The sequence below is a fragment of the Sphingomonas sp. genome, assembly GCF_017744835.1.
In the GTDB taxonomy this organism is placed as follows: domain Bacteria; phylum Pseudomonadota; class Alphaproteobacteria; order Sphingomonadales; family Sphingomonadaceae; genus Sphingomonas.
In genome coordinates this window covers 884,060-907,330 of sequence record NZ_JAGIAM010000001.1, presented here as the reverse complement: position 1 = coordinate 907,330, position 23,271 = coordinate 884,060, and the positions used below count along the sequence as shown (strand labels likewise).

The 23,271-nt window shown below is 67.7% G+C and carries 30 protein-coding genes; 9 read left to right on the top strand and 21 right to left on the bottom strand.

Annotated elements, in window-relative coordinates:
* Position 1: 1 nt before the first annotated feature.
* From J7500_RS04295 to J7500_RS04275, 5 genes are all read right to left on the bottom strand, one after another.
* Positions 2-649: a phytanoyl-CoA dioxygenase family protein gene (locus J7500_RS04295; RefSeq protein ID WP_294060226.1), complete on the bottom strand. Its 648-nt coding sequence runs from the start codon at positions 647-649 to the stop codon at positions 2-4.
* A 2-nt stretch (positions 650-651) separates the two neighbouring features.
* Positions 652-1,581, bottom strand: coding sequence for an electron transfer flavoprotein subunit alpha/FixB family protein (locus J7500_RS04290; protein ID WP_294060225.1), 930 nt, complete (start codon positions 1,579-1,581; stop codon positions 652-654).
* On the bottom strand, positions 1,578-2,330 hold the full coding sequence (locus J7500_RS04285) for an electron transfer flavoprotein subunit beta/FixA family protein (RefSeq protein ID WP_294060223.1): 753 nt from the start codon (positions 2,328-2,330) through the stop codon (positions 1,578-1,580). Before J7500_RS04285 ends, J7500_RS04290 begins: the two co-directional genes overlap by 4 nt.
* Positions 2,331-2,553: 223 nt before the next feature.
* A complete protein-coding gene (gene sucC, locus J7500_RS04280; protein ID WP_294060222.1) occupies positions 2,554-3,753 on the bottom strand; it encodes an ADP-forming succinate--CoA ligase subunit beta in 1,200 nt (399 codons plus the stop codon).
* Between the two features lie 302 nt (positions 3,754-4,055).
* Positions 4,056-4,364: a hypothetical protein gene (locus J7500_RS04275; RefSeq protein WP_294060221.1), complete on the bottom strand. Its 309-nt coding sequence runs from the start codon at positions 4,362-4,364 to the stop codon at positions 4,056-4,058.
* A gap of 113 nt (positions 4,365-4,477) precedes the next feature.
* Between J7500_RS04275 and msrB the strand changes: the two genes are divergently transcribed.
* A complete protein-coding gene (gene msrB / locus J7500_RS04270) occupies positions 4,478-4,912 on the top strand; it encodes a peptide-methionine (R)-S-oxide reductase MsrB (RefSeq protein WP_294060220.1) in 435 nt (144 codons plus the stop codon).
* A 40-nt stretch (positions 4,913-4,952) separates the two neighbouring features.
* Positions 4,953-7,100, top strand: coding sequence for a transglycosylase domain-containing protein (locus J7500_RS04265; RefSeq protein ID WP_294060219.1), 2,148 nt, complete (start codon positions 4,953-4,955; stop codon positions 7,098-7,100).
* Between the two features lie 4 nt (positions 7,101-7,104).
* Here J7500_RS04265 and J7500_RS04260 read toward each other — a convergent pair whose 3' ends face one another.
* From J7500_RS04260 to J7500_RS04250, 3 genes are read right to left on the bottom strand one after another with little or no spacing between them, the layout of a single operon-like run.
* Positions 7,105-7,773, bottom strand: a complete 669-nt coding sequence (locus J7500_RS04260; protein WP_294060218.1) for a M48 family metallopeptidase — start codon at positions 7,771-7,773, stop codon at positions 7,105-7,107.
* The gene (locus J7500_RS04255) at positions 7,770-8,207 is read right to left on the bottom strand and encodes a YcgN family cysteine cluster protein (RefSeq protein ID WP_294060217.1); all 438 of its coding nucleotides are present in this window, start codon (positions 8,205-8,207) and stop codon (positions 7,770-7,772) included. The genes J7500_RS04260 and J7500_RS04255 overlap by 4 nt, the downstream gene beginning before the upstream one ends.
* Positions 8,204-8,788, bottom strand: coding sequence for an SCO family protein (locus J7500_RS04250; RefSeq protein WP_294060216.1), 585 nt, complete (start codon positions 8,786-8,788; stop codon positions 8,204-8,206). Before J7500_RS04250 ends, J7500_RS04255 begins: the two co-directional genes overlap by 4 nt.
* Positions 8,789-8,860: 72 nt before the next feature.
* Here J7500_RS04250 and J7500_RS04245 point away from each other — a divergent pair, with 72 nt between their 5' ends.
* Positions 8,861-9,469 (top strand): ankyrin repeat domain-containing protein, encoded by a 609-nt coding sequence (locus tag J7500_RS04245; RefSeq protein ID WP_294060215.1) that lies wholly within the window; start codon positions 8,861-8,863, stop codon positions 9,467-9,469.
* A gap of 3 nt (positions 9,470-9,472) precedes the next feature.
* Here J7500_RS04245 and J7500_RS04240 read toward each other — a convergent pair whose 3' ends face one another.
* The 11 genes from J7500_RS04240 to J7500_RS04190 all read right to left on the bottom strand — a co-directional run bounded on the left by J7500_RS04240 (position 9,473) and on the right by J7500_RS04190 (position 16,303).
* Positions 9,473-9,952 (bottom strand): MmcB family DNA repair protein, encoded by a 480-nt coding sequence (locus J7500_RS04240; protein ID WP_294060214.1) that lies wholly within the window; start codon positions 9,950-9,952, stop codon positions 9,473-9,475.
* A gap of 52 nt (positions 9,953-10,004) precedes the next feature.
* Positions 10,005-10,670, bottom strand: coding sequence for a cell wall hydrolase (locus J7500_RS04235; RefSeq protein ID WP_294060213.1), 666 nt, complete (start codon positions 10,668-10,670; stop codon positions 10,005-10,007).
* Positions 10,671-10,834: 164 nt separating this feature from the next.
* Complete coding sequence (locus tag J7500_RS04230; RefSeq protein ID WP_294060212.1) at positions 10,835-11,173, bottom strand: DUF1491 family protein; 339 nt, start codon at positions 11,171-11,173, stop codon at positions 10,835-10,837.
* The gene (locus tag J7500_RS04225) at positions 11,173-11,643 is read right to left on the bottom strand and encodes a PaaI family thioesterase (RefSeq protein WP_294060211.1); all 471 of its coding nucleotides are present in this window, start codon (positions 11,641-11,643) and stop codon (positions 11,173-11,175) included. The genes J7500_RS04230 and J7500_RS04225 overlap by 1 nt, the downstream gene beginning before the upstream one ends.
* The gene (locus tag J7500_RS04220) at positions 11,630-12,097 is read right to left on the bottom strand and encodes a PTS sugar transporter subunit IIA (protein ID WP_294060209.1); all 468 of its coding nucleotides are present in this window, start codon (positions 12,095-12,097) and stop codon (positions 11,630-11,632) included. The genes J7500_RS04225 and J7500_RS04220 overlap by 14 nt, the downstream gene beginning before the upstream one ends.
* 40 nt (positions 12,098-12,137) lie before the next feature.
* Positions 12,138-12,737: a ribosome-associated translation inhibitor RaiA gene (raiA, locus tag J7500_RS04215; protein WP_294060208.1), complete on the bottom strand. Its 600-nt coding sequence runs from the start codon at positions 12,735-12,737 to the stop codon at positions 12,138-12,140.
* A gap of 51 nt (positions 12,738-12,788) precedes the next feature.
* Positions 12,789-13,481, bottom strand: a complete 693-nt coding sequence (gene dnaQ, locus J7500_RS04210) for a DNA polymerase III subunit epsilon (protein ID WP_294060207.1) — start codon at positions 13,479-13,481, stop codon at positions 12,789-12,791.
* An 8-nt stretch (positions 13,482-13,489) separates the two neighbouring features.
* Positions 13,490-14,083, bottom strand: a complete 594-nt coding sequence (gene coaE / locus J7500_RS04205; RefSeq protein WP_294060206.1) for a dephospho-CoA kinase — start codon at positions 14,081-14,083, stop codon at positions 13,490-13,492.
* Positions 14,080-14,889, bottom strand: coding sequence for a shikimate dehydrogenase (gene aroE / locus J7500_RS04200; protein WP_294060205.1), 810 nt, complete (start codon positions 14,887-14,889; stop codon positions 14,080-14,082). The genes coaE and aroE overlap by 4 nt, the downstream gene beginning before the upstream one ends.
* Positions 14,886-15,485, bottom strand: a complete 600-nt coding sequence (locus J7500_RS04195) for a nucleoside triphosphate pyrophosphatase (protein WP_294060204.1) — start codon at positions 15,483-15,485, stop codon at positions 14,886-14,888. The genes aroE and J7500_RS04195 overlap by 4 nt, the downstream gene beginning before the upstream one ends.
* Positions 15,482-16,303 carry a pyruvate, water dikinase regulatory protein gene (locus J7500_RS04190; protein ID WP_294060203.1) on the bottom strand — a complete coding sequence of 274 codons (822 nt, stop codon included), beginning with the start codon at positions 16,301-16,303 and terminating at the stop codon, positions 15,482-15,484. Before J7500_RS04190 ends, J7500_RS04195 begins: the two co-directional genes overlap by 4 nt.
* 307 nt (positions 16,304-16,610) lie before the next feature.
* Here J7500_RS04190 and hemE point away from each other — a divergent pair, with 307 nt between their 5' ends.
* The 4 genes from hemE to J7500_RS04170 all read left to right on the top strand — a co-directional run bounded on the left by hemE (position 16,611) and on the right by J7500_RS04170 (position 20,458).
* A complete protein-coding gene (gene hemE, locus J7500_RS04185) occupies positions 16,611-17,651 on the top strand; it encodes a uroporphyrinogen decarboxylase (protein WP_294060683.1) in 1,041 nt (346 codons plus the stop codon).
* A 22-nt stretch (positions 17,652-17,673) separates the two neighbouring features.
* Positions 17,674-18,126, top strand: coding sequence for a CopD family protein (locus J7500_RS04180; protein ID WP_294060202.1), 453 nt, complete (start codon positions 17,674-17,676; stop codon positions 18,124-18,126).
* Between the two features lie 190 nt (positions 18,127-18,316).
* Positions 18,317-19,573 carry a transcription termination factor Rho gene (gene rho / locus J7500_RS04175; protein ID WP_294060200.1) on the top strand — a complete coding sequence of 419 codons (1,257 nt, stop codon included), beginning with the start codon at positions 18,317-18,319 and terminating at the stop codon, positions 19,571-19,573.
* A gap of 162 nt (positions 19,574-19,735) precedes the next feature.
* Positions 19,736-20,458 carry a TerC family protein gene (locus J7500_RS04170; protein ID WP_294060199.1) on the top strand — a complete coding sequence of 241 codons (723 nt, stop codon included), beginning with the start codon at positions 19,736-19,738 and terminating at the stop codon, positions 20,456-20,458.
* 63 nt (positions 20,459-20,521) lie between these two features.
* Here the strand turns inward: J7500_RS04170 and J7500_RS04165 are convergent, their stop codons facing one another.
* Positions 20,522-21,223, bottom strand: a complete 702-nt coding sequence (locus J7500_RS04165) for a dienelactone hydrolase family protein (RefSeq protein ID WP_294060198.1) — start codon at positions 21,221-21,223, stop codon at positions 20,522-20,524.
* Positions 21,220-21,699 carry a methylated-DNA--[protein]-cysteine S-methyltransferase gene (locus J7500_RS04160; protein WP_294060197.1) on the bottom strand — a complete coding sequence of 160 codons (480 nt, stop codon included), beginning with the start codon at positions 21,697-21,699 and terminating at the stop codon, positions 21,220-21,222. The genes J7500_RS04165 and J7500_RS04160 overlap by 4 nt, the downstream gene beginning before the upstream one ends.
* A 42-nt stretch (positions 21,700-21,741) precedes the next feature.
* On the opposite strand from J7500_RS04160, the gene J7500_RS04155 reads away from it, so the two are divergent.
* Together J7500_RS04155 and mnmE are read left to right on the top strand one after the other, a co-directional pair.
* Complete coding sequence (locus J7500_RS04155; RefSeq protein WP_294060196.1) at positions 21,742-21,978, top strand: DUF6489 family protein; 237 nt, start codon at positions 21,742-21,744, stop codon at positions 21,976-21,978.
* 2 nt (positions 21,979-21,980) lie between these two features.
* Entirely contained in the window at positions 21,981-23,270 is a 1,290-nt protein-coding gene (gene mnmE, locus J7500_RS04150) for a tRNA uridine-5-carboxymethylaminomethyl(34) synthesis GTPase MnmE (RefSeq protein ID WP_294060195.1), read from the top strand.
* Position 23,271: the final 1 nt, after the last annotated feature.

The following is a 23,271-nucleotide window of genomic DNA, read 5'->3' as shown; positions in this document are numbered from 1 at the left end:
ATCACACGCCGAGCCAGGCGAGATCGCCCGGCAGCGAGTCGCTCGACCAATCGACCTGGAGGACGCGGCGATGGCGCATCCCGTTGCTGGCGGCGGAGGCGTGCACGATCGGCGTCGCGTAGAGCCAGACATCGCCTGCTGCGGCGAGACATGTCGCCGTGCCACAGCGCTCCACCACAGCGGCGAGATCGCCCTCGGCAATGCGGCCGAGCCGATGCGAGCCCGGCGCGATCAGCAACGGCGCATTGTCCTCGGGCACGGGATCGAGATGGACGCGCATCGTCCGCATCGCCTCGATCAGCGCGAAGGGCGGCTCCACATGAAGCAGCCCCTGCTTGACCGACCAAGGGCCGAAGCCAGCCTGTTCGGTACGCGCACGGACCGCGATCGTGCGGTCCTGATGCCAGCCGAGCGCCCAGTTGGCGGCCGGACTCTTGTCGAACAGGATCGCACGGACCGGCCGCATCCCAGGCACCAGCGCGCCGAGCGCGTCGGCCGCGAGCAGTTCCGCCAGCTCCGCGACGCCGTGGAGCCGAATGCCGGCGCGGTCCCTGGGCTGGCGCTCGGCCAACAGGCGCAGCGCGTCAAGAAAAGGGGCGGCCGCACCGGGAAGGTGCGCCGCCCCATGTTCGTGGAAGTCGAGCAGCAAGCTCAGAGCTTCTCGGTCAGCTCCGGCACGATCTTGAACAGGTCGCCGACCAGGCCGATGTCCGCGACCTGGAAGATCGGGGCGTCCTCGTCCTTGTTGATCGCGATGATCGTCTTCGAGTCCTTCATGCCGGCGAGGTGCTGGATCGCGCCCGAGATGCCGATCGCGATATAGACGTCCGGGGCGACGATCTTGCCGGTCTGGCCGACCTGATAGTCGTTGGGGACATAGCCCGCGTCGACCGCCGCGCGCGAGGCGCCGACCGCGGCGCCGAGCTTGTCGGCGAGCGGCTCGATGATCGAATGGAAGTTCTCGCTGTTCTGCAGCGCGCGGCCGCCCGAGACGATCACCTTGGCGCTGGTCAGCTCCGGGCGTGCCGATTCGGCGATCTCGGCGCCCGCGAAGGTCGAGAGACCCTTGTCGCCTTCGGCCGCAACCGCCTCGACGCTGGCCGAGCCGCCCTCGCGCGCCGCCTTTTCGAAGGCCGTGCCGCGCACGGTGATCACCAGCTTCTTGTCGCTGGTCTGCACCGTGGCGATCGCGTTGCCGGCGTAGATCGGGCGCGTGAAGCTGTCCGGACCCTCGACCGAGAGGATGTCCGAGATCTGCATCACGTCGAGCAAAGCTGCGACGCGCGGCGCGATGTTCTTGCCGGTGGTGGTGGCCGGGAAGAGCACGGCGTCGTGGCTCTCCATCAGCTTGACGACCAGCGGCGCGACATTCTCGGCAAGCGCATGCTCATAGGCCGCATCGTCGGCGAGATGGACCTTGCCCACGCCGGCGATCTTCGCGGCTTCGTCCGCCACCGCGGCGCAGCCCGCGCCCGCGACGAGCAGATGCACTTCGCCGAGCTTCGACGCCGCAGTGACAGCGGCGAGCGTGGCGTCCTTGAGGCTCTTGTTGTCGTGTTCGACCCAGACGAGCGTCTTCATTTCGCGACTCCCAGACCCTTGAGCTTCTCCACCAGCTCGTCGACCGAACCGACCTTGATGCCGGCCTGGCGCTTGCCGGGCTCGACCACCTTCAAGGTCTTGAGGCGGGGGCTCACGTCGATGCCGTAATCCGCCACCGTCTTCTTCGCGACGGGCTTGGACTTGGCCTTCATGATGTTGGGCAGCGTCGCGTAGCGCGGCTCGTTGAGGCGCAGATCGGTGGTGACGATCGCCGGCAGCTTGAGATCGACCGTCTCGAGCCCGCCGTCGACTTCGCGCGTGACCTTGACCCCATTGCCGCCGAGCTCGACCTTCGAGGCGAAGGTGCCCTGCGGCCAGCCGAGCAGCGCGGCGAGCATCTGGCCGGTCTGGTTCGAATCGTCGTCGATCGCCTGCTTGCCGAGGATCACCAGGCCTGGCTGCTCTTCCTCGACCACCTTGGCGAGCAGCTTGGCGACGCCGAGCGGCTCTACCTCGTCATCGGTGGCGATCAGGATCGCGCGGTCGGCGCCCATGGCGCGCGCGGTCAGCAGCACGTCCGACTCGGCCTTGGCGACGCCGATCGTCACCACGACCACCTCGGTCGCCGCGCCCTTTTCCTTGAGCCGCACCGCTTCCTCGATCGCAATCTCGTCGAAGGGGTTCATGCTCATCTTGACGTTCGCCAGATCGACGCCCGTCCCGTCCGCCTTGACGCGGGGTTTCACGTTGAAATCAAGCACGCGCTTGACCGGTACCAAGACCTTCATCGCATCCTTCCTCGATGTCCGTCGCAATGACGGTTAACTGGCTTACGTTTACGCGAACGTCAACCTTTGGCCGAAGCACGCGCCGCCGGATCGGACGACCCGATACGAAAACGGCAGCGCGGCCATATTGGCTGCGCTGCCGCGAAATTTCGTCGGTCCGCACGCCGTCAGGCACGCGGACCGGAGCGAGGCGGCGGCCGTAGAACGGGCCGGCCGCCGCATGTCAGGCCGCCTTCTGGACCTCGGCGACGATCTTCTTCGCCGCGTCGCCCAGGTCGTTCGCCGGAACGATCGCCAGGCCCGAATTGGCGAGGATGTCCTTGCCCTGCTGGACGTTGGTGCCCTCGAGGCGGACGACCAATGGCACCTGCAGGTTCACTTCCTTGGCGGCCGCGACGATGCCCTCTGCGATGATGTCGCAGCGCATGATCCCGCCGAAGATGTTGACGAGGATGCCCTTCACCGCCGGATCGCTCAGGATGATCTTGAACGCCGCGGTGACCTTCTCCTTGTTGGCGCCGCCGCCGACGTCGAGGAAGTTGGCCGGGAACATGCCGTTGAGCTTGATGATGTCCATCGTGGCCATCGCCAGGCCCGCGCCGTTGACCATGCAGCCGATGTCGCCGTCGAGCTTGATGTAGGCGAGGTCGTACTTCGACGCCTCGAGCTCCATCGGATCCTCTTCGCTCTCGTCGCGCAGCTCGGCGAGGTCCTTGTGACGGAACATCGCGTTCGAATCGAAGCCGACCTTGGCGTCGAGGACGAGGAGGTTGCCCTGCTCGGTCAGCGCCAGCGGATTGACTTCGATCTGCGCGGCGTCGGTGCCGAGGAAGGCGGCGTAGAGCGAGGAGGCGACCTTGGCGGCCTGCTTGCCCTGGTCGCCCTTGAGGCCCAGCGCGGCCGCGACCGAACGGCCGTGGTGCGGCTGGAAGCCGGTCGCGGGATCGACGTCGAAGGTGTGGATCTTCTCGGGCGTCGAGTGCGCGACTTCCTCGATGTCCATGCCGCCCTCGGTCGAGACGACGAAGGCGACGCGGCCGGTGGCGCGGTCGACGAGGAGCGCGAGATAGAATTCCTTGGCGATGTCGGCGCCGTCGGTGATGTACAGGCGGTTGACCTGCTTGCCGGCCTCGCCCGTCTGGATCGTCACCAGCGTGTTGCCGAGCATGTCGGTGGCGTGTGCGCGGACTTCGTCGAGCGTCTTGGCGAGGCGGACGCCGCCCTTCGCATCGGGGCCGAGCTCCTTGAACTTGCCCTTGCCGCGGCCGCCGGCATGGATCTGCGACTTCACGACATAGAGCGGCCCGGGGAGGCGCTTGGCGGCCTCGACCGCTTCCTCGACCGTGAACGCGGCGTGGCCGGCGGCGATCGGCGCACCGAACTTGGCCAGCAGTTCCTTGGCCTGATACTCGTGGATGTTCATGGGAGACGGCTCTCCAGTCTTTCGAGGGCAGAATGCGGCCCCGCCTTAAGCACAGCGGGCGGGGGAATCCAATGTTTTTCGACGTAAATGCAGTTGCGACGCAGTTGCAATACAGCGGTGCGTCGTGGCTTTCGAGGTAACGCTCTAACCGCCCGACTTTTTCCCGTCGCCCCGGACTTGTTCCGGGGTCCACCGGGAAGGGGGCGCTGGATAAGAGGTTCGAGGGCAACGCGTGAGGCACCGTGGCCCCCGGAACAAGTCCGGGTGACAGTTGGGAGTGGTGGCGGGGCAGCCGCCGGGCGCTAGTGCGCGAGTCCCGTCGCGCAGAGCGCGGCCGCGCTCGTCGTGACTCCCAATATCTCCGGATCGCCGAGCGCGCGGACCTTGTGGAGGAACTGGTCGAGCGACCTGGCTTCATCGGCTTCGGGCAGGTCGGCGATGCGCATCAGCTGGGCGAGCGAGAGCCGGTCGACCATCCGCTCGGCCATGCAGGCGGAGAGCGGCTTGGGCAGCCCCGGGCGGACCAGCCCCGTGCGCAGCCGCGCCTCGGGGACGGCACAGCCCGAGAGCAGCGCGGCGGCGGCGAGCAGCAGGGCGGTTCGCGGAGTCATGGCGCGACTCGCTAGGCCTGCTATCCAGGGGTCGCAAGGCCCAACGCGATTCTGCAACGAATCGCGCTTATGATCGATTGACCGCCCGGGCGCCGAGGCACAGAGGTGAGCATATGGAGCATCTCAATCTTCCCGAGTCCGAGTGGCGCAAGCGCCTCACGCCCGAGCAGTTCCACGTGCTGCGCGAGGCAGGCACCGAGCGCGCCTTTTCGGGCCATTACACCGACAACAAGGCCGACGGCGTCTATCGCTGCGCCGGCTGCCAGCTCGAGCTGTTCGACAGCGTCGACAAATATGATTCGGGATCGGGCTGGCCGAGCTTCACCCAGCCGGTCTCGCTCGACCATGTCAGCGACCATGCCGACACCAGCCACGGCATGCGCCGCATCGAAGTGCGCTGCGCGCGCTGCGACGGGCACCTGGGCCATGTCTTCCCCGACGGGCCGCCGCCGACGGGGCTGCGCTATTGCATCAATTCGGTGAGCCTCGATTTCCGTTCACGCAGCGGAAACCAGGCGAGTGCTACCAGCGCGGCCTTCGGCTCCTGATCCTTGTGAGCCGCACGAATAGGGCTTAAGCCACCGATTGATGGCGTCCAAATTGCCGAAAGCCAAAGCCGCCTCCGGGCGCAGTTCCGCCAAATGGAAACGCATCGGTCTCTGGTCGCTGATCGGAGTCGGCGCGGCAGGACTGCTCGCGCTCGTCGCGCTGGTGATCGCGGTCTATTCGACCAAGGCATCGCTGCCGAGCTTCGACGAGCTCAAGTCGTCGCCCAACGGCCAGATGATCCGCGTCCATGCCGTCGACGGCACCGTGCTCGTCTCGCTCGGGCCGAGCTATGGCGAGTGGATTCCCTACGACCAGATCCCCGGCGAGATGAAGGACGCGATCGTCGCGGTCGAGGACCGGCGCTTCCAGAGCCATTGGGGTATCGATCCGCAGGGCCTGCTGCGCGCCGCGCGCTTCGCGATCGTCAACCGCGGCTCGGGCCGCCGCCTGCAGGGCGCGTCGACTATCACCCAGCAGGTCGCGCGCACCATCTTCCTGTCGAACAAATATGATTTCGGCCGCAAGATGCGCGAGGCGGTGCTGGCGCTCGCGATGGAGCAGAAATTCTCCAAGCAGCAGATCCTCGAGCTCTACCTCAACAAGGTCTATTTCGGCGGCGGCGCCTATGGCATCGACGCGGCGAGCCGCAAGTTCTTCGGCCATCCCGGCACCAACCTGAACCTCGCCGAATCCGCGATCATCGCGGGGCTGGTGAAGGCGCCCTCGCATTATTCGCCCACCGCCGATGCCGAGGCCGCGGTCGACCGCGCCAGCGTCGTGCTCGACGTGATGGCCGAGACGGGCAAGATCAGCCGGGCCGAGGCAGCCGCAACCGATCCGCGCAGCGTCAAGCTCGCCCCCGAGCCGCGCCAGAACAGCGTGCGCTATTTCACCGATTGGGCGCTGCCCCAGCTCGAGATGCTGATCGACGAGACCGAGGCGCCGCTCGAAGTCTGGACCACGCTCGATCTCAACATGCAGCGCGCCGCCGACGAGGCGATCCGCCGCAACGCGCCCGACAATGCCCAGGGCGCGCTGGTCAGCCTCGACCGCGACGGCGCGGTGCGCGCGATGGTCGGCGGCAAGGACTATGTCGCGTCGATCTACAACCGCGCGACGCAGGCCGAGCGCCAGCCGGGCTCGGCGTTCAAGCTGTTCGTCTATCTCGCCGCGCTCGAGGCCGGCCACAAGGTCGACGATGTGGTGGTCGACGAGCCGGTGACGATCAACGGCTGGAGCCCACGCAACAATTCGGGCCGCTTCTCGGGCCAGGTGACGCTGCGCACCGCCTTCGCCTATTCGCTCAACACGATCGCGGCCAAGCTGGGCCAGGAAGTGGGCTTCGGCACCGTGGCCGACATGGCGCGGCGCTTCGGAATCACCACGCAGATCAACACCCAGCCGGCGATGGTGCTCGGCACCTCGAACGTGCGGCTGATCGACATGACGCGCGCCTTCGCCTCGGTCGGACAGAAGGGCGTTGCCGTGACGCCCTTCGGCATCACCCGGGTGACCGCCAATGGCGAAGTGATCTACCAGCACGAAGTCGACACCAGCCATGTGCTCGTCGCGCCCTATGTCGCCGCGCAGATGACCGACCTGCTCCAGAGCGCGGTCGCGACCGGCAGCGGCCATGCCGCGCAGATCGGCCGGCCAGTTGCGGGCAAGACCGGCACGACCACTTCGAACAAGGACGGCTGGTTCATCGGCTTCTCGAGCGGCCTCACCACCGGCGTGTGGATGGGCCGCGACGATGCGCACGTCGTGCCCGGCCTGCAGGGCGGCACCGCGCCGGCGCGCGCCTTCGCCGCCTTCATGAGCAAGGCGGTCGCCAATCGGCCGGTCGAGCAGTTCGAAACGCAGGTGACGCTCCCCGAATGGCAGCTCGAGCCCGAGGAGAACGCCTATTACGCCGCGCCCGACAACGGCATGTTCGTCGATCCGGACGGCAATCCGCTGCCCGAGGACCAGCAGCCGAGGAGCGACGGCAGCGAGGCAAATCCCGCGGCGCCGGGCGCGCCCGGGGCACCCGCCCAGCCCGAGGACCAGATCGATCAGGACTGGATCGACCGGATGACGGGCCGCAATCCCGCCGAGCCCCAGCCCGCGCCGACACGCGTGCCGCCGGTGCGCGACGTACCCCGCCAGCCTGCGCCCGAGCGGGCGCCGCCGGGGTATCAGGAATAGGGTTTCACCGCCCGACGCGGTGGAGCGCGGCGCCGTTGCGGCGGAGCCATTCGCGCGCGGGCGTGGGATCGGCCTCGTAGAGCAGCGCGACCAGCCGGTGGAACGCCGGCGAATGATTCATGTGGATGCGGTGCGCGACTTCGTGCGCGACGGTGGCGCGGCGCACGTGCGCCGGCGCGAGCACCAGCCGCCAGCTGTAGCGGATCGCGCCCGACGACGCGCAGCTCCCCCAGCGCCCGCGCGGATCGCCGATCGACACGCGGCTTACGCTCACGCCGGCGCGCGCGGCATATTCCTCGGTCTCGGCGCTCAGCAGCCGCAGCGCCTCTGCCCTCAGCCAGCGCTCGACGCGGCGCGCGAGCATGTCGGGGGGGCCGCCACACACCAGCTTCTCGCCCTCGAGCCGCGGCGTGCGGGGTCCCTTCGCGTCCCAGGCGATCACGATCTCGCCGCCGGCGAAGGGAATCCGCTCCCCCGCCGCAAAAGGCTGGGTCTCGGGAATCCGTGCGCGCTGCGCCTCGATCCAGCCCTGCTGCTCGCTCGCCCAGGCGAGCGCCTTCTTGAGCGAGGCGCGCGGAGGGAGCGTCAGGCGGACGCGGCCGTCACGCGGATCGACGGAGAGGCGGATGCGCCGGGCGCGCGCGTTTCGGACGACGTCGACCTGGGCGGTCAAAGCTCCCGGTCCACCAGATGGTGCTCGAAGTCGCCGGCATCGTCCTCGGAGATCGTCCAGCCGCGCGTCGACTGGCCGGCGGCGTGGACCGCCTCGCGGTCGCCGCACACAAGATAATGCCAGTCGGGCAGCGGCTTGCCCTCGGCGCGCAGCCGATAGGCGCAGGTCGAGGGCAGCCATTCGATCGTGTGGACATTGTTGGCGTTGAGGCGGACGCACTCGCTCACATAGGCGTGGCGGTGCCTATAGTCGCTGCACCGGCCCATCCTGCGATCGAGCAGCCGGCACGCGACGTTGGTGGTGAGCAGCTCGCCCGTCTCCTCGTCCTCGAGCTTGTGGACGCAGCATTTGCCGCAGCCGTCGCACAGCGCTTCCCATTGCGCGCGATCGAGCTTTTCGAGCGGCAGATCCTCCCAGAAGCGCCCGCTGCTCATCGGACCCAATGCTTCACTTGCTCTGCGATCGCCTTGCCGTCCTGGTCGATCGGCAGCGAGGCGATCGGCTCGCCGTTCGGGCCCATCAGGAAGGCGACTGCGAGGTGATCGACCAGATAGCCGCCGCCCGGACCCGCCGGCTGCTTCTTGAAATAGACCGCATAGTTCTTCGCCATCTGCGCGATCGCCTGCGGGCTGCCGGTGAGCCCGACCACGCGCGGATGGAAGTTGGCGACGAACTGCTTGACCACCGCGGGCGTGTCGCGCTCGGGATCGACCGTCACGAAGATCGGCACGACCCTGGCCGAAGTGCGCGGCGCCTCCTTGTCGAGGATGCGCATCGCCTGGCCGATCTTGGCCATGTCGTTGGGGCAGACGTCGGGGCAATAGGTGTAGCCGAAATAGACGATGCGGTACCGCCCGGCGAAATCGGTGTCTCGGACGGTCTTGCCGTCCTGGTCGGTGAGCGCGAAGGGCCCGCCGATCCGCGCGCCGGCCAGCGGCGGCGCTTCGGGCGCGGCGCTCCCGCAGCCGGCGAGCGGCAGGGCGAGCGCGAGGGCGAGGACAATGATCCTGTTCATGGCGCAACCGCACATGATCTGTTAGACCGGCATCCGCAAGAACGGGGTTCCAGCAAAGGGTTTCTGCGTACCATGAAGTTACGTGCTCTCCGCGCCGCGGCGGCGGCCGCGCTCGTCCTGACGGCGGTGCCGGCAGCGGCGCAGCAATTCTCCGACAGCTATGAATTCCTCGAGGCCGTCCGCAAGTCCGACGGCACGAAGGTCGCCAAATTCCTGCAGGACAAGTCGCTGCGCATCGTCAATGCCAAGGATCGCGGCACCGGCGAAGGCGCGATGCACATCGTCGCGCGCCGCTCCGACGCACTCTATCTGCGCGCGCTGCTCCAGGCCGACGATGCCAATCCCAATATCCAGGACCGCCGCGGCAATACCCCGCTGCTCGTCGCGATCGAGCAGAATTGGGAAGAGGGCGTCACCATCCTGCTGCGCTACAACGCCAATCCCAACGTCGCCAATTCGGGCGGCGAGACTCCGCTGATCCGCGCGGTGCAGATGCACAACGACGAGATCGTCCGCCGCCTCCTCGCCGCGGGCGCCAATCCCGACAAGGCCGATTTCGGCAGCGGCAAGTCCGCGCGCGACTATGCCCGCGAGGCGACGCGCTGGCCGGCGATCGCCAAGATGCTGGCCGATGCGCCCAAGGGCGGCAGCGGCGCCGCGAGCACGGGCCCGCGGCTCTGAGCCTCAGAAATGCTGCTCGGCCTCCGGGTCGAGCAGATTGACCACGCGCCGCGCCGCGCGCCGGGCGAAGGCGAGCGTGCACTTGCGCCGCGTCGCGCTGGCGAGCGGCACCGTCGCCGCCTCGCGCGCCACCGCGGCGTCGTAGCGATCGGCGATGATCAGCCCGGCGCGCTCGGGAAGGAATCCGGGCTGATCGAAGGGCCGTAGGTCGAACCCCTCGGGCACCGCCCAGAAGAAGCGGTCGCAATGCGCGAGATAGTCGGTCCATTTGGCGTCGCCGAGCAGGTCGGCGCGCGACACCTTGATCTCGACGATGACGATGTTGCCCCGCGCATCGAGCGCCATCAGGTCAGCGCGGCGACCGCCGTCGAGCGGCACTTCGGCGATAGCGGTGCAATCGTGGCGGAGCAGCATACGCGTCACGCCGCGCGCGACATCGCCCGCGACCAGGGCTTCGGATGGCAAAACGGCCGGGGAGGTCATCCCCGGCCGTTTAGAACATTCGGCGAACGCCGGAAAGCCCCCGCTCTGGAAATCAGCGGTAGAAAATATGATTGCCGATCGACGCGACGCGCGGACGGTTCCAGTTCGCCTTGGAATAGCGGGCATGGAAATAGAGCGCGTTGCCGGCCGGGCTGTCCCACAGATCCTTCTGTGCGACCTGGGCAACGGCGAGCGCCTTGCGCCACTGGGCATTGTTCGGCGGAGTCGGCAGCTTGCCGCCGCGCACGAACGAGAACTGGCCGCGCTGGGTGAGCACGCCGCAGACCGACTTCGGGAAGCGGCCCGACTTGGTGCGGTTGAGGATCACGTCGGCGACGGCGAGCTGGCCGGCGAGCGGCTCGCTCTTGGACTCGTAATAGACACCGACTGCAAGGCAGTTGAGCTCGCGGTCCTCGGCGCTGGCCATGTCGTCATGCGCGTCGACCGCGGCGGACAGCGTCGCGAAATCCTTGTCTTCCTGGAGTGCTGCCTCGGGCAGCGGCTGGACGATCTCGCCGTCCTGCTTGTGGACCTCGCCCTGGGCGAGAAGCGCCGACTGAATCTGCGGCGCGGGAACAACTTGCTGTTCCGGGACGTTATTTGCCTGAGCCGGTGCGGTCGGGAGGACCTGGCCTACGGCGGGCGTGGCTGCATGTGCAAATGCGCCAGCGCAAAGAATCACCGCCGCGATGGGCGCGGCGCGATGGAGGAACTTCATCAAGCTTCATTGCTGTGCGGTTGGCGCGCGGCCGACCCCCTTTTTGATCTTGTGATCTGCGGGCCGCCGGGCTTCCCCCCGACTGCGTAACCGTTCGGCTTCACACCCCGACCGGCACAACGCTATTGAACGTGCCGAGGCTTTCGGGTCGCGCGCGTTACAAGTCAACTCAGCGCCATCGTTTCAGCGGTGAACCGTTCCGCCTCTGCGATATCCAGTTCGAGCACCCAGAGGTCGCGATCGCGCTCGCGGCGGCGCTGCCAATAGGCAGTGACGGCCTCCTCATCGGCCAGTTCGCGGGGCCCCGAAGAGAGTAGTTCGGGGGTACCGCGCGGCCCCAGCCCGCGCTCGAAAAACCGCGGATTTCTGCCCCTTTCATAGGCGAGGAACAGGATACCCCCGGCGGTGTCGTCGCCCCTGGCGAGCACCATCGCCGAGCCGCCCTGCTGGTTGGCGCGGCGGACCAGCGCATTGACCAGCGCAGCCGTCGCCAGCCGTGCCATTACGGGATCCGGTAGCCGGGGAGCGAGGCGAGCGGAATCCGCGATCGCATGAAGGTGCCGGTGCCGCGCGCCGCCTCTTCGCCGGTCGCGTCGATCAGTCGCGCCTCGCCGACGAACACGCGCCGCTGGCCGCTGACCCAGCGCCCCTCGGCTACCACCGGGCCTTCGCCGAGCGGTTTGATGAAGAGCAGGTTGAACGCCGTGGTGAGCACGAAGCGATCGGTGACCAGGCTGTTCACCGCATAGAAGGCCGCGTCGTCGAGCATCTTGAAGTAGCTCGTGCCATGGACCGCCCCGGCCGCGTGGAAATAGCGCGAATCGATCTGGAATCGGATGCGCGCGACGCCCGCCTCGGGAATCTCGAGCTCGGATTCGAACAGCCGGTTGATCGGCGCCGCGGCGTAGAGCGATTCGAGCGCGCGGAAATGCGCCTCGGCGCCGGTCGGCGCGCCCGCCTCAGGCTGCGTCACGCGCTTCCACGCCCGCGAGCAGCGCGAACAGCGCGTCGGGCGAGCCCGCGCCGCGCAGCTTGGCGGCGAAATTGCGGTCGCGCAGCTTGCGCGAGACGGCAGCGAGCGCCTTGAGATGCTCGGCGCCCGCGCCGACGGGCGAGACGAGCATGAACACCAGGTCGACCGGCAGCTCGTCCACCGCGGCGAAGTCGAGCGGCTGGGCGAGGTGCACGAACACGCCGGCGACGTGCTTGAGCCCCTCCATCTTGCCATGGGGAATCGCGATTCCGTGGCCGAATCCGGTCGAGCCGAGCTTCTCGCGCTCGGCCAGCCGCTCGGCCACGTCACGCGCGTCGAGTCCATAGGCGCGCTCGGCCGCGGCGCCGAGCTGCTGGAACAACGCCTTCTTGCTGGAAGCGCTCACGCCGGAAAGCACCGCTTCCGGCGCGAGCAATTCGCTGACTTCGGTCATTAATCGTCCAAGAATTCATGCCCCCCACGGGGCAGCAGGTTCAAGCGGTCGCGCGATTGGGTTCGACCCAGCCAATCGTTCCGTCGCCGCGGCGATACACCATATTGTACGCGCCTGTACCCGAATTTCGGAAGAGCAATGCATTGGTATTGCGAAGGTCGAGCATCATCACCGCGTCGGACACGCTCGCTTCGGGCACGTCGACGCGCGTTTCGGCGATGATCAGCGGGGCTTCCGCGGGCTCTTCTTCCTCGGCCGCCTCGCGGAACAGCGTGTAGCCGGCATTGTCCTGGACGCCGTCATAGGCCGCGCCGTCGGCCAGCGCATTGACCGTGCCGTTGTGGCGATCTTTTAGGCGGCGGACATAGCGGCGCAGCTGCTTGTCGATGCGATCGGCTGCCCCGTCGAACGCGCCATGCGCTTCCATGCCGCTGTTGGTCGCCTTGAGCACCAGCCCCTGCATCACGTGCATGACGATGTCGCAGGTGAAGCCGTTGTCGCGCGGGCCCTTGCCGAAGGTGACCTGCGAGGAAAGCGCGCGTGAGAAATATTTGTTCGCGACGCCCTGGAGTCGATCGGTCACCTGCGTCTGAAGCGCGCCACCGGTGTCGACCTGATGCCCCGAAACCCGGATCTCCATGGACTTTCCTCCGTACTTAATCTGGAGCAGCTCGGAACGCGGCCATATGCGTCATCCCGACGCGGCAGCGCCCCAAAGCGGCTCCTCCACCGTCTTGAGAAAGGCTGCGTGGCGTTCAAGTTCCGCAGCCGAGGGCATGAAATGCCGTGCCGGGCGCACATGGACGCGCGTGGGCGCCTCCTGCGCCGTCTCGCGGACCACCGGCGTGTCCACCGCCAGGCCCAAAGTGATCTGGCGGCCGCCGGTCAGCTCGACATAGACCTGCGCCAGCAGCTGCGCGTCGAGCAGCGCGCCATGCAGCGTGCGCGCGCTGAGATCGATGCCGTAGCGCACGCACAGCGCATCGAGCGTGTGCTTGGCGCCGGGGTGGCGGACGCGCGCGATCGCCAGCGTGTCGACCATCCGGCCCATGTCGACCAGCGGGCGCGCGCAGCGGCCGAGCTCGCCGTTGAGAAACCCGAAGTCGAAGGTCGCATTGTGCGCGACCAGCGGGCAATCGCCGATGAATTCGAGCAGGTCCTCGACGACTTCGTCGAAGCGCGGCTTGTCCGCAAGGAAGCGGTCCGAGAGGCCGTGGACATTGAATGCCTCGACCGGCACCGGCCGCTCGGGATTGATATAGGCGTGGAAGGTCCGGCCGGTCATGACCCGGTTGTGGAGCTCGACGCAGCCGATCTCGACCAGCCGGTCTCCGCCTGGGAAGCTGAGCCCCGTCGTTTCGGTATCGAACACGATTTCGCGCATTTCTGCGCTTATCCTCCTGCCGGAGGCGAGACGCAAGCGATGACCCGCCGCACCTGGTCGCGCGTCTCCTCCAGCCTGCCGCCGGTGGCGATGACGAAGTCCGCGCGCGCGCGCTTCTCGGCGTCGGGAAGCTGGCGGGCGAGGATCTCGGCGAAGCGCGACTCGGTCATGCCGGGCCGGTCGAGCACGCGTGCGCGCTGCACGTCGGCGGGCGCGGACACCACGGCGATCTTGTCGACATTCTGCCAGCCACCCGCCTCGAACAGCAGGGGCACGTCGAGCACGACCAGCGACGCCTCGCTATGGGCGTCGAGGAACGCCTCGCGCGCGCGCGCGACCGCGGGATGAATCAGTGCCTCGAGCCGGGCGAAGGCTTCGGGATTGCCGTATAGTGCCTCGCGCAGCGCAGTGCGGTTGACGCCCTCGGCGCCGGTGGTCTCGGGGAATTGCGCCTCGATCGCCGCGACCAGCGCGCCACCGGGGCCCTGGAGCTGGTGGACCACCGCATCGGCGTCGAACACCGGCACGCCTTCGTCGGCGAACATGCGCGCAACGGTCGACTTGCCCATGCCGATCGAGCCGGTGAGGCCCAGCTTGATCATTTGAGCAGCAGCTCGCGCAGCTCCTCGTCGCGGTCGCGCGGCGGTTCGGCGCCGAAGAAGAGTTCGAAGGCGAGCGCGGCCTGGCCCACGAGCATCTCGAGCCCGTCGACGGTGTCGAGCTCACGCTCGCGCGCCTGGGCAAGCAGCTCGGTCTCGAGCGGCGCATAGACGATGTCATAGACCACGGCGTGCTCCGGGAGCGGCGACAGGTCGAGCTCGAGCGGCGGCTGGCCCTTCATGCCGAGCGCGCTGGCGTTGACCAGCAGATCGGCGGGCGGAAGCGGGCTGGCGAGCGGCAATGCATCGCCCTTGATCCCGAAGCTCGACAGCAAGGCCGCGGCCTTGAGCACGTTGCGGTTGAGGATCGTCACGCGGCCGATGCCGACGCGCGACAAGGCGAAGAGGATCGCGCGCGCGCCGCCGCCGGCGCCGACCACCACGGCGTGGCGGCCTTCGAGATCGAGCCCCGCGATCGGGGCATAGAAGCCGCCGGCGTCGGTATTGGTGCCGACCAGGACGCCATCTTCGGCCCGGACGACGGTGTTGATCGCGCCGATCGTCGCGCGGACGCCGCCGCGGTCCTCGACCAGGTCGAGCGCAGCCTGTTTGTGGGGGATGGTGATGTTGCAGCCGCGCCAGTCCGGGTCGCCGCGGCGTGCGTCGAAATAGGCGGCGAGCCCGTCAGGCGTGACGTGCGTCGCGCGATATTCGGCGTCGATGCCGAGCGCTTTCAGCCAGAAGCCGTGGATCAGCGGCGACTTGGAATGCGCGATCGGGTCGCCGATCACTTCGGCATAGGCAGTCATGACGTCAGAACCTTCCGCACGCGCAGATAGTCGAGGATCGGGAGCAGCGGCATGCCGAGGATGGTGAAGTGGCTGCCCTCGGTGCGGCTGAACAGCTGGACGCCCGGCCCCTCGATCCGGAAGCAGCCGACGCAGCCGGCGATCGCGGGCCATTCCCAGTCGAGATAGCGCTCGATGAATTCCTCCGAGAGGGGGCGGACGTGCAGCCGCGCGCGATCGACGTGGCGCCACACCGGCCGCCCCGCTTCGGCGATCACCGCGGCGCTGTAGATGTCGTGCGTCTTGCCCGACATGCGGCGCAAATGCTCGCCCGCCTGTTCGCGGCTCTCGGGCTTGTCGAGCAAGGTCCCGTCGTCGAGCGCGACGAGCGAATCGCCGCCGAGCACCAACGCCTGGGGCACCATCTTGGAGACCTTGAGCGCCTTCAATTCGGCGAGCGCATCGGCCAGGTCGCGCGGACGGATTCCTTCGGCGAGCAGCGATTCCTTTGCCGAGGCTTCGTCGACCTGCGCCGCAAGCGCCTCGTGCGGCACGCCGGCGTCGTTGAGCATCGCGCGGCGCGAGGCGCTTTGCGAGGCGAGGACCAGAGTCGTCATGCGTCCTTCGCCTCCATCGCGCGCTCGTTGCAGAGCTGGATGATCGCCGCCGCGGTCTCTTCGATCGATCGGCGTGTCACGTCGATCACCGGCCAGCCGTTGTCGGCGAACATGCGGCGCGCATAGGCGATCTCGCGCTGGACCGAATCCTGATCGACATAGCTCGTCTCCTGGTTCTGGTTGAGCGAGAGCAGCCGGTTGCGCCGGATCTGGACGAGCCGGTCGGCGCTGGTGGTGAGGCCCACGACCAAAGGATGTTTGAGCTGGAACAGCTCGGGCGGCGGCGGGGCCTCGACCACGATCGGGATGTTGGAGACCTTGAAGCCGCGATTGGCGAGATAGATCGACGTCGGCGTCTTGGACGAGCGCGAGACGCCGACCAGCACGATGTCCGATTCCTCCCAATCCTCGGCGCCGATCCCGTCGTCATGGGCGATGGTGAACTGGATCGCGTCGACGCGCGCGAAATAGGCGGCGTCGAGCATGTGCTGCCTTCCGGGGCGTGCCTTGGCTTCCTGGCCGAGCAGGTTGGACAGTGCGTGGCTCACCGGGTCGAGCGGGGCGATCGCCGGCAGCCCCATCGCCCGGCAGCGCGCCTCGAGCGTGCGGCGGATGTCGCTGTTGACCAAAGTGAAGATCACCAGCCCCGGGTTCTGCGCGATCTCCTGAAGGATGCGCTCGAGATGCGCTTCGGAGCGCACCATCGGCCAGAAGTGCCGCAGCGTCTCGACGTCGTCGAACTGCGCGAGCGCGGCCTTGGCGATATTCTCCAGCGTCTCGCCGGTGGAGTCCGAGAGCAGATGCAGGTGCAGCCGCATCAGGCCGTGAGTGAATCTGTGGAGAACATGACGGACAGGCGGTAGCGCAACCGGGCGCGCGGTCCAAGCACGCGAAAACCGGGACTCCGGCGCGTGATTCTTCCACAACCCCGTCCACGAACCTGCGTTCCGGTTCACAGCCTGTGGAAAGCGGGGAGGGCTGAATCGAATCCGAGGGAGTCCGTGGACCCTCCTGAGTCAATCTGTTGGCAAAGTGCGGATCGGCGCATAAGCCCCGGCTTCCACGCGCCAACAGACTCCAACAACTCTTAGATTCTTCTCTTATTGAATCTGGAAAGAGGCCGATCTGAGCATTTCGACTCCCAAGCCCCTGCTCGCGACGCTGCGCGGCGAGAAGCAGCCGATCCCTCCGATCTGGCTCATGCGCCAGGCCGGGCGATACCTGCCCGAATATCGTGCGTTGCGCGCCGAAAAGGGCGGTTTCCTCGAACTGGCGATGGATCCCGAGTCCGCGGCCGAGATCACGCTCCAGCCGATCCGCCGCTTCGCGATGGACGGGGCGATCCTCTTCTCGGACATCCTCGTCGTGCCGATGGCGCTCGGCCAAAAGCTGTGGTTCGAGACCGGCGAGGGCCCGCGGCTGGCGCCCAAGGTCCAGGCGCGCGCGGTGCTCGACGCGCTCGAACCCGACGCCGCGCTGCTCGATCCGGTCTATGCGACCGTGCGCCGCGTGGCGGCCGCGCTCCCGGCAGAGACGACCTTCCTCGGCTTCGCAGGCAGCCCCTGGACCGTCGCCACCTATATGATCGCCGGCCAGGGCAGCCGCGAGCAGGCCGAGGCGCGGCGCCTGGCCTATGGCGATTCCGCGCTGATGCAGGCGCTGGTCGATCGCATCGTCGATTGCACGATCGATTATCTGGCGAAGCAGATCGAGGCCGGCGTCGAGGCCGTCCAGCTATTCGACAGCTGGGCAGGCAGCCTCAGCCCCGCGCAATTCGAGCGCTGGGTGATCGCGCCGACGGTGCGGATCGTCGAGGGTCTGCGCGCGCGCTGCCCGCAGGCAGTCGTCATCGGCTTCCCCAAGGGCGCCGGCGGCAAGCTTCCCGCCTATGCGCGCGAGACCGGCGTCGACGCAGTCGGCATCGACGAGACGGTCGACCCGGCCTGGGCGCACGCATCGCTCCCGGAGAACCTGCCCGTGCAGGGCAATCTCGATCCGCTCGCGCTGATTGCCGGCGGCGCCGAGCTCGACAGCGCCGTGGACCGCGTGCTTTCCGCTTTCGCCGGGCGCCCGCATGTGTTCAACCTGGGCCATGGCATCCTGCCCGACACGCCGATCGCGCATGTCGAGCAGCTGCTGGCGCGGGTGCGGGGAGGCAGCGAATGACGGCCCGCGAGCGGAGGCGAGCATGACTGGATTTCTCGGCAACGCCTATCTGTGGGTCAAGGCGTTCCACATCATCTTCGTGATCTTCTGGATGGCGGGGCTGTTCCTGCTGCCGCGCTACCTCGTGCACCACCAGGAGGTGCTGGGCACGCCCGAGGCTGCCGCCTGGGAAAAGCGCGAGGCGCTCCTTCGCCGCATGATCCTGACCCCGTCGATGGCGATCGTCTGGCTGCTCGGGCTCTCGCTGGCGGCCAACGTCGGGCTGTTCGACGGCCAGCCCGGGCTCGGTTGGCTCCATGCCAAGCTGCTGCTCGTCGTCGCGCTCTCCGCCTATCACGGCTGGGCCGTGGGCTATGCGAGGAAGCTTGCGCACGGCGTGGGCAACATCGCGCAGCGCCGGCTGCGGATGCTCGGCGAAGTCCCTGCGCTCGCCGTGATCCTGATCGTCATACTGGCTGTGGTGAAGCCCTTCTGACGTCATGACGCCGCGACTCGCGATTGCACAGGATTCAATCGGGTCCGATCCCGGTTGACTTGGGCAGGGGGCGCACCTAATTCGACTCCTGTGCTCCGGGCATCCGGGCGCACCCTCCCTCCAGCATCGCAACTCGCGCGCATCTTTCGCCGACCGACGCTCCCCCATAGCCGCAACACCCGGACTCCCCATGCACCTGAAGGACCTCAAGAAGACCCCGCCCGCAGAGCTGGTCACCATGGCCGAAGAGCTCGGCGTGGAGAGCGCGTCGACGCTGCGCAAGCAGGACCTGCTGTTCGCGATCCTCAAGGCGCAGGCCGAGAATGGCGAGCAGATCATGGGCGAGGGCACGATCGAGGTGCTGCCCGACGGCTTCGGCTTCCTGCGCAGCCCCCAGGCCAATTACCTGGCCGGCCCCGACGACATTTACGTCTCGCCTAATCAGGTCCGCAAATTCGGCCTGCGCACCGGCGACACGGTGGAAGGCGAGATCCGCGCGCCCAAGGACGGCGAGCGCTATTTCGCGCTCACGCGCCTCGTCTCGGTCAATTTCGACGATCCCGACGCCGTGCGTCACCGGGTCAATTTCGACAATCTCACTCCGCTCTATCCCGAGCAGAAGCTGCGCCTCGACACGCTCGATCCGACGATCAAGGACAAGTCGGCGCGCGTGATCGACATCGTCGCGCCGCAGGGCAAGGGCCAGCGCGCGCTGATCGTCGCCCCGCCGCGCGTGGGTAAGACGGTGCTGCTCCAGAACATCGCCAAGGCGATCACCGACAACCACCCCGAAGTCTTCCTGATCGTGCTGCTCATCGACGAGCGCCCCGAGGAAGTCACCGACATGCAGCGCAGCGTGAAGGGCGAGGTCATCAGCTCGACCTTCGACGAGCCGGCACAGCGTCACGTACAAGTGGCTGAAATGGTGATCGAAAAGGCCAAGCGCCTGGTCGAGCACAAGAAGGACGTGGTGATCCTGCTCGACTCGATCACGCGCCTCGGCCGCGCCTACAACACGGTGGTGCCGTCGTCGGGCAAGGTGCTGACCGGCGGTGTCGACGCCAATGCGCTCCAGCGTCCGAAGCGCTTCTTCGGCGCCGCGCGCAACATCGAGGAAGGCGGCTCGCTCTCGATCATCGCCACTGCGCTGATCGACACCGGCAGCCGCATGGACGAAGTCATCTTCGAAGAGTTCAAGGGCACCGGCAACTCGGAAATCGTCCTCGACCGCAAGGTGGCGGACAAGCGCATCTTCCCGGCGCTCGACGTGGGCAAGTCGGGCACCCGCAAGGAAGAGCTGCTGGTCGAGAAGGCCAAGCTCACCAAGATGTGGGTGCTGCGCCGCATCCTGATGCAGATGGGCACCGTCGATGCGATGGAGTTCCTGCTCGACAAGATGAAGGACTCGAAGACCAACGAGGACTTCTTCGACAGCATGAACCAGTAAGCCGTGCCGCGCGGGCTGCGGCACGCTGCCGCAGGCCCGCGTAAGGCCCGCCGACGGGGTTGTGGCCTGGCCGACGATGCGTCGGCACGAACGAGGCGCGGAACCCGCTGGTCCCCTTTGCGTACCCTTGCGCACGCCGTTCCCGGCGTTAGGGATTAATACATGCTCGAAATGATCCTCAGCGCTGCCACGGCCGGAGCCGGTTCTCCGCTGGACATCTGGCACCATATCGTCGCCGATTTCTCCAATCTCGACGATCCGCGCGCGCTGGCCGCCTTCGGCTCGGTGCTGATGATCGACCTGGTGCTCGCGGGCGACAATGCGATCGTCGTCGGCGCGCTTGCCGCAGGACTTCCCGCGGACCAGCGCAAGAAGGTCATCCTGATCGGCATCGGCGCGGCGCTTGTCCTGCGCATCCTCTTCGCGCTGGCGGTCAGCTGGCTGATGGGAATCGTCGGGCTGGTCTTTGCCGGCGGGCTGCTGTTGCTCTGGGTGAGCTGGAAATTCTGGCGCGAGATTCGCGCCGGCGCGCATAGCGAGGGTTCGGAAGAGATCGAGGGCGACGAGCGCTCTGGGCTCAAGCCTGCGCGGAGCTTCGTGGGCGCCGCCTGGGCCGTCGCGGTCGCCGACGTCTCGATGAGCCTCGACAATGTCCTCGCGGTCGCTGGAGCGGCCCGCGCGCATCCGGGCATCCTGGTGGTCGGCTTGCTGCTCTCGGTCGCGCTGATGGGCCTCGCCGCGAACTTCATCGCCAAGCTGATCGATCGCTATCGCTGGATCGCCTATTTCGGCTTGGCGGTGATCGTCTTCGTCGCGTTCAAGATGATCTACGAAGGCTGGGTCGGCACCCACGGCACGCCGGGGATCATCAGCTTCTTCGGCTGAGCGTTACCGACTTGCCGTCATCCCCGGGAAGGCGGGGATGACGTTGTCCTGCGCCGGGCAATCCTAGCCCAGATTCTCCGCGAAGAACGCCGCCGTGCGCTTGTCCGCCAGCTGCGCGGCCTCTTCCGAGCGCCGCTTGCCGCTCTCGGTCGCGAAGCCGTGATCGACGCCCGGATAATCGCACAGCGTCACCTTGGGGTGGTCGTCGAGCCCCTCGTGCATCTTCGCCTGGATGTCGGGCGTGACGAAATGGTCGGCTTCGGCGATGTGGAGCAGCACCGGATGGGCGATCGCGTGCTTCTCGCCGAGCAGATTGTCGATGCCGACGCCGTAATAGCCGACGCTTGCGTCCGAATCGGTCCGCGTCGCGCACATGAAGGCCAGTCGGCCGCCGAGGCAGTATCCGACCACGCCGACCTTGCCGCCCGCGCCGAGCCGCGCGCGTGCCGCCTTGATCGTCGCTTCGATGTCCGAGACGCCCTGCGCCTGATCGAACTTGCCCATCAGCCCCAGCGCGCGCTGGAACTGGTCGGGCACGTCCGGATCGAGCTCGACGCCCGGCTCGATCCGCCAGAAGAGATCGGGCGCCACGGCGAGATAGCCGTTCTCCGCCCAGCGATCGCAGCGCGCGCGGATGCCTGGGTTCACGCCGAAGATCTCCTGGATCACGACGATCGCGGCGCGGGGAGTCCCCTCCGGCTCGGCGACATAGGCATGAAAGCTGCCGCTGCCGTCCAGCGCGTCGATCGTGATCGTGCCCGTCATAGCAATGTCCTTCCCGAATGGCGGCGCTCGTGCTCGAGCAGCCAGGATTTGGTGGCGGGCCCTTCGCCCGCCGAATAATGGCCCAGCCTGCCCCCGCCGGCGAGCACGCGGTGGCACGGCACGACGATGGGGAAGGGGTTGCGCGCGCAGAGCTGGCCGATTGCGCGTGCGCTCGAGCCAAGCTGCTCGGCGAGCGCGCCATAGCTGAGCGTCTCGCCATAGGGAACGGCGACCAGGCCTGCACGAAGCGCTTCCCCGCGCGGCGTGCCGGCGGGGGCGAGCGGAAGATCGAAGTCGCGCCGCTCGCCGGCGAACCATTGGCCGAGCTGCTCGGCGGCAAGGCGCACCGCAGTGGCGCTGCCGGCCTGTGCCTGTCCCTCGCCTCCGATCCACAGGCCGGTGACCTGCGCATCGTCGCCTTCGATCCGCAGCGGACCGACAGGCGTTGCGATCAGGGCGTGGTCGCGCGCATACATGGCCGAAGGCTAGCGCGATGCGCTCAAGCGGAGAAGAGCCCGATGAAGATCAATGTCGAAGTCGAGTGCACGCCTGAGGAGGCGCGCCGCGCCATGGGGCTGCCGGATCTCTCCCCGGTGCACGAGCGCTATGTCGCAATGATGACAGAAGCCATTGATAAACAAGTGAATCCTGAGGCATTCGAGGCAATGATGCGCAGCTGGGCGCCGATGGGCGAGGCGGGAATGAATTTCTGGCGGGGACTGTTCGAAGGCGGGAGCTCGAACAAGGCCGGCTGAGCATGGATACGATTTTCGCGGTATCGAGCGGCGCGCCTCCCGCGGCGATCGCGGTGTTGCGGCTGAGCGGCAGCAGCGCCTTCGCCGCAGCGGAGGCTCTGAGTGGCACGCTGCCCGAGCCGCGGCGTGCGGCGCTGCGCGCGCTCCGCGATCCCGCAAGCGGCGAACTGCTCGATCGTGCCCTGGTGCTTGTCTTTCCGGGTCCGCGGAGCGCGACGGGCGAGGATCTCGCCGAGCTGCATCTCCACGGTGGACGGGCCGTCGTGCGTGCGGTCGAGGCGGTGCTGGCTGGGCTCGAAGGGCTGCGCCCTGCCGAACCCGGTGAGTTCACGCGGCGCGCGCTGTCGAACGGCCGGCTCGATCTGAGCGAGGCGGAAGGGCTGGGCGACTTGCTCGCCGCCGAGACAGAAGCCCAGCGCCGCGTTGCGATGCGGTCGGCGGAAGGCGCGGTGCGGCGCGAAGTCGAGCGCTGGGAAGCGCGGTTGCTCGCGCTCGCCGCGCATGCCGAGGCGCTGCTCGATCACAGCGACGAGGACGATGTCGCTGGGTTCGCCGATCCGTTGCCGGAATTGCGGCGCGCGGCGACGGCTCTGGCGGACGACGTCGACGCGGTAGCCGCACGGCCGGCGGTCGAGCGGCTGCGCGACGGCTTGCGCGTGGTGCTCGCCGGCCCCCCCAATGCCGGCAAGTCGACCTTGCTCAATACGCTCGTCGGGCGTGACGCGGCGATCGTGTCTGCCATTGCGGGCACGACGCGCGACCGGATCGAGGCGCCGGTGATGCGCGGCGGGGTTGCCTGGCTGTTCGTCGATACCGCGGGACTCAACGAAGCCCCGGGCGACACGATCGAGGAGATCGGTATCGCACGAGCGCGCGACGCGCTCGCGTCCGCCGACATTTTGCTGTGGCTCGACGACGCGCCGCCGCCGGAGCATCCGGCGTGCTTGTGGATTCATGCCCGGGCCGACGAGATGGGACGGGCCAAGGGGGAGGGCAAGGACCTGTCGCTCTCCGCGCTGACCGGCGAAGGAATCGAGGCGCTGTGGGAGCGGCTCGCCCGGCTAGCCGCGACCCTGTTGCCGCCCCCGGACATGGTTGCGCTCAACCAGCGCCAACGTGGCCTCTGTCTCGATGCGGCGGGGGCGTTGCGTCGGGCCGGCGGTCAGGCGGACCTGCTGCTTTTCGCCGAGGAGTTGCGCAGCGCGCGTATCGCCTTCGACGCTATCACCGGACGTGCCGGCGTCGAAGCGATGCTCGACGCTCTGTTCGGCCGATTCTGCATCGGAAAATGAT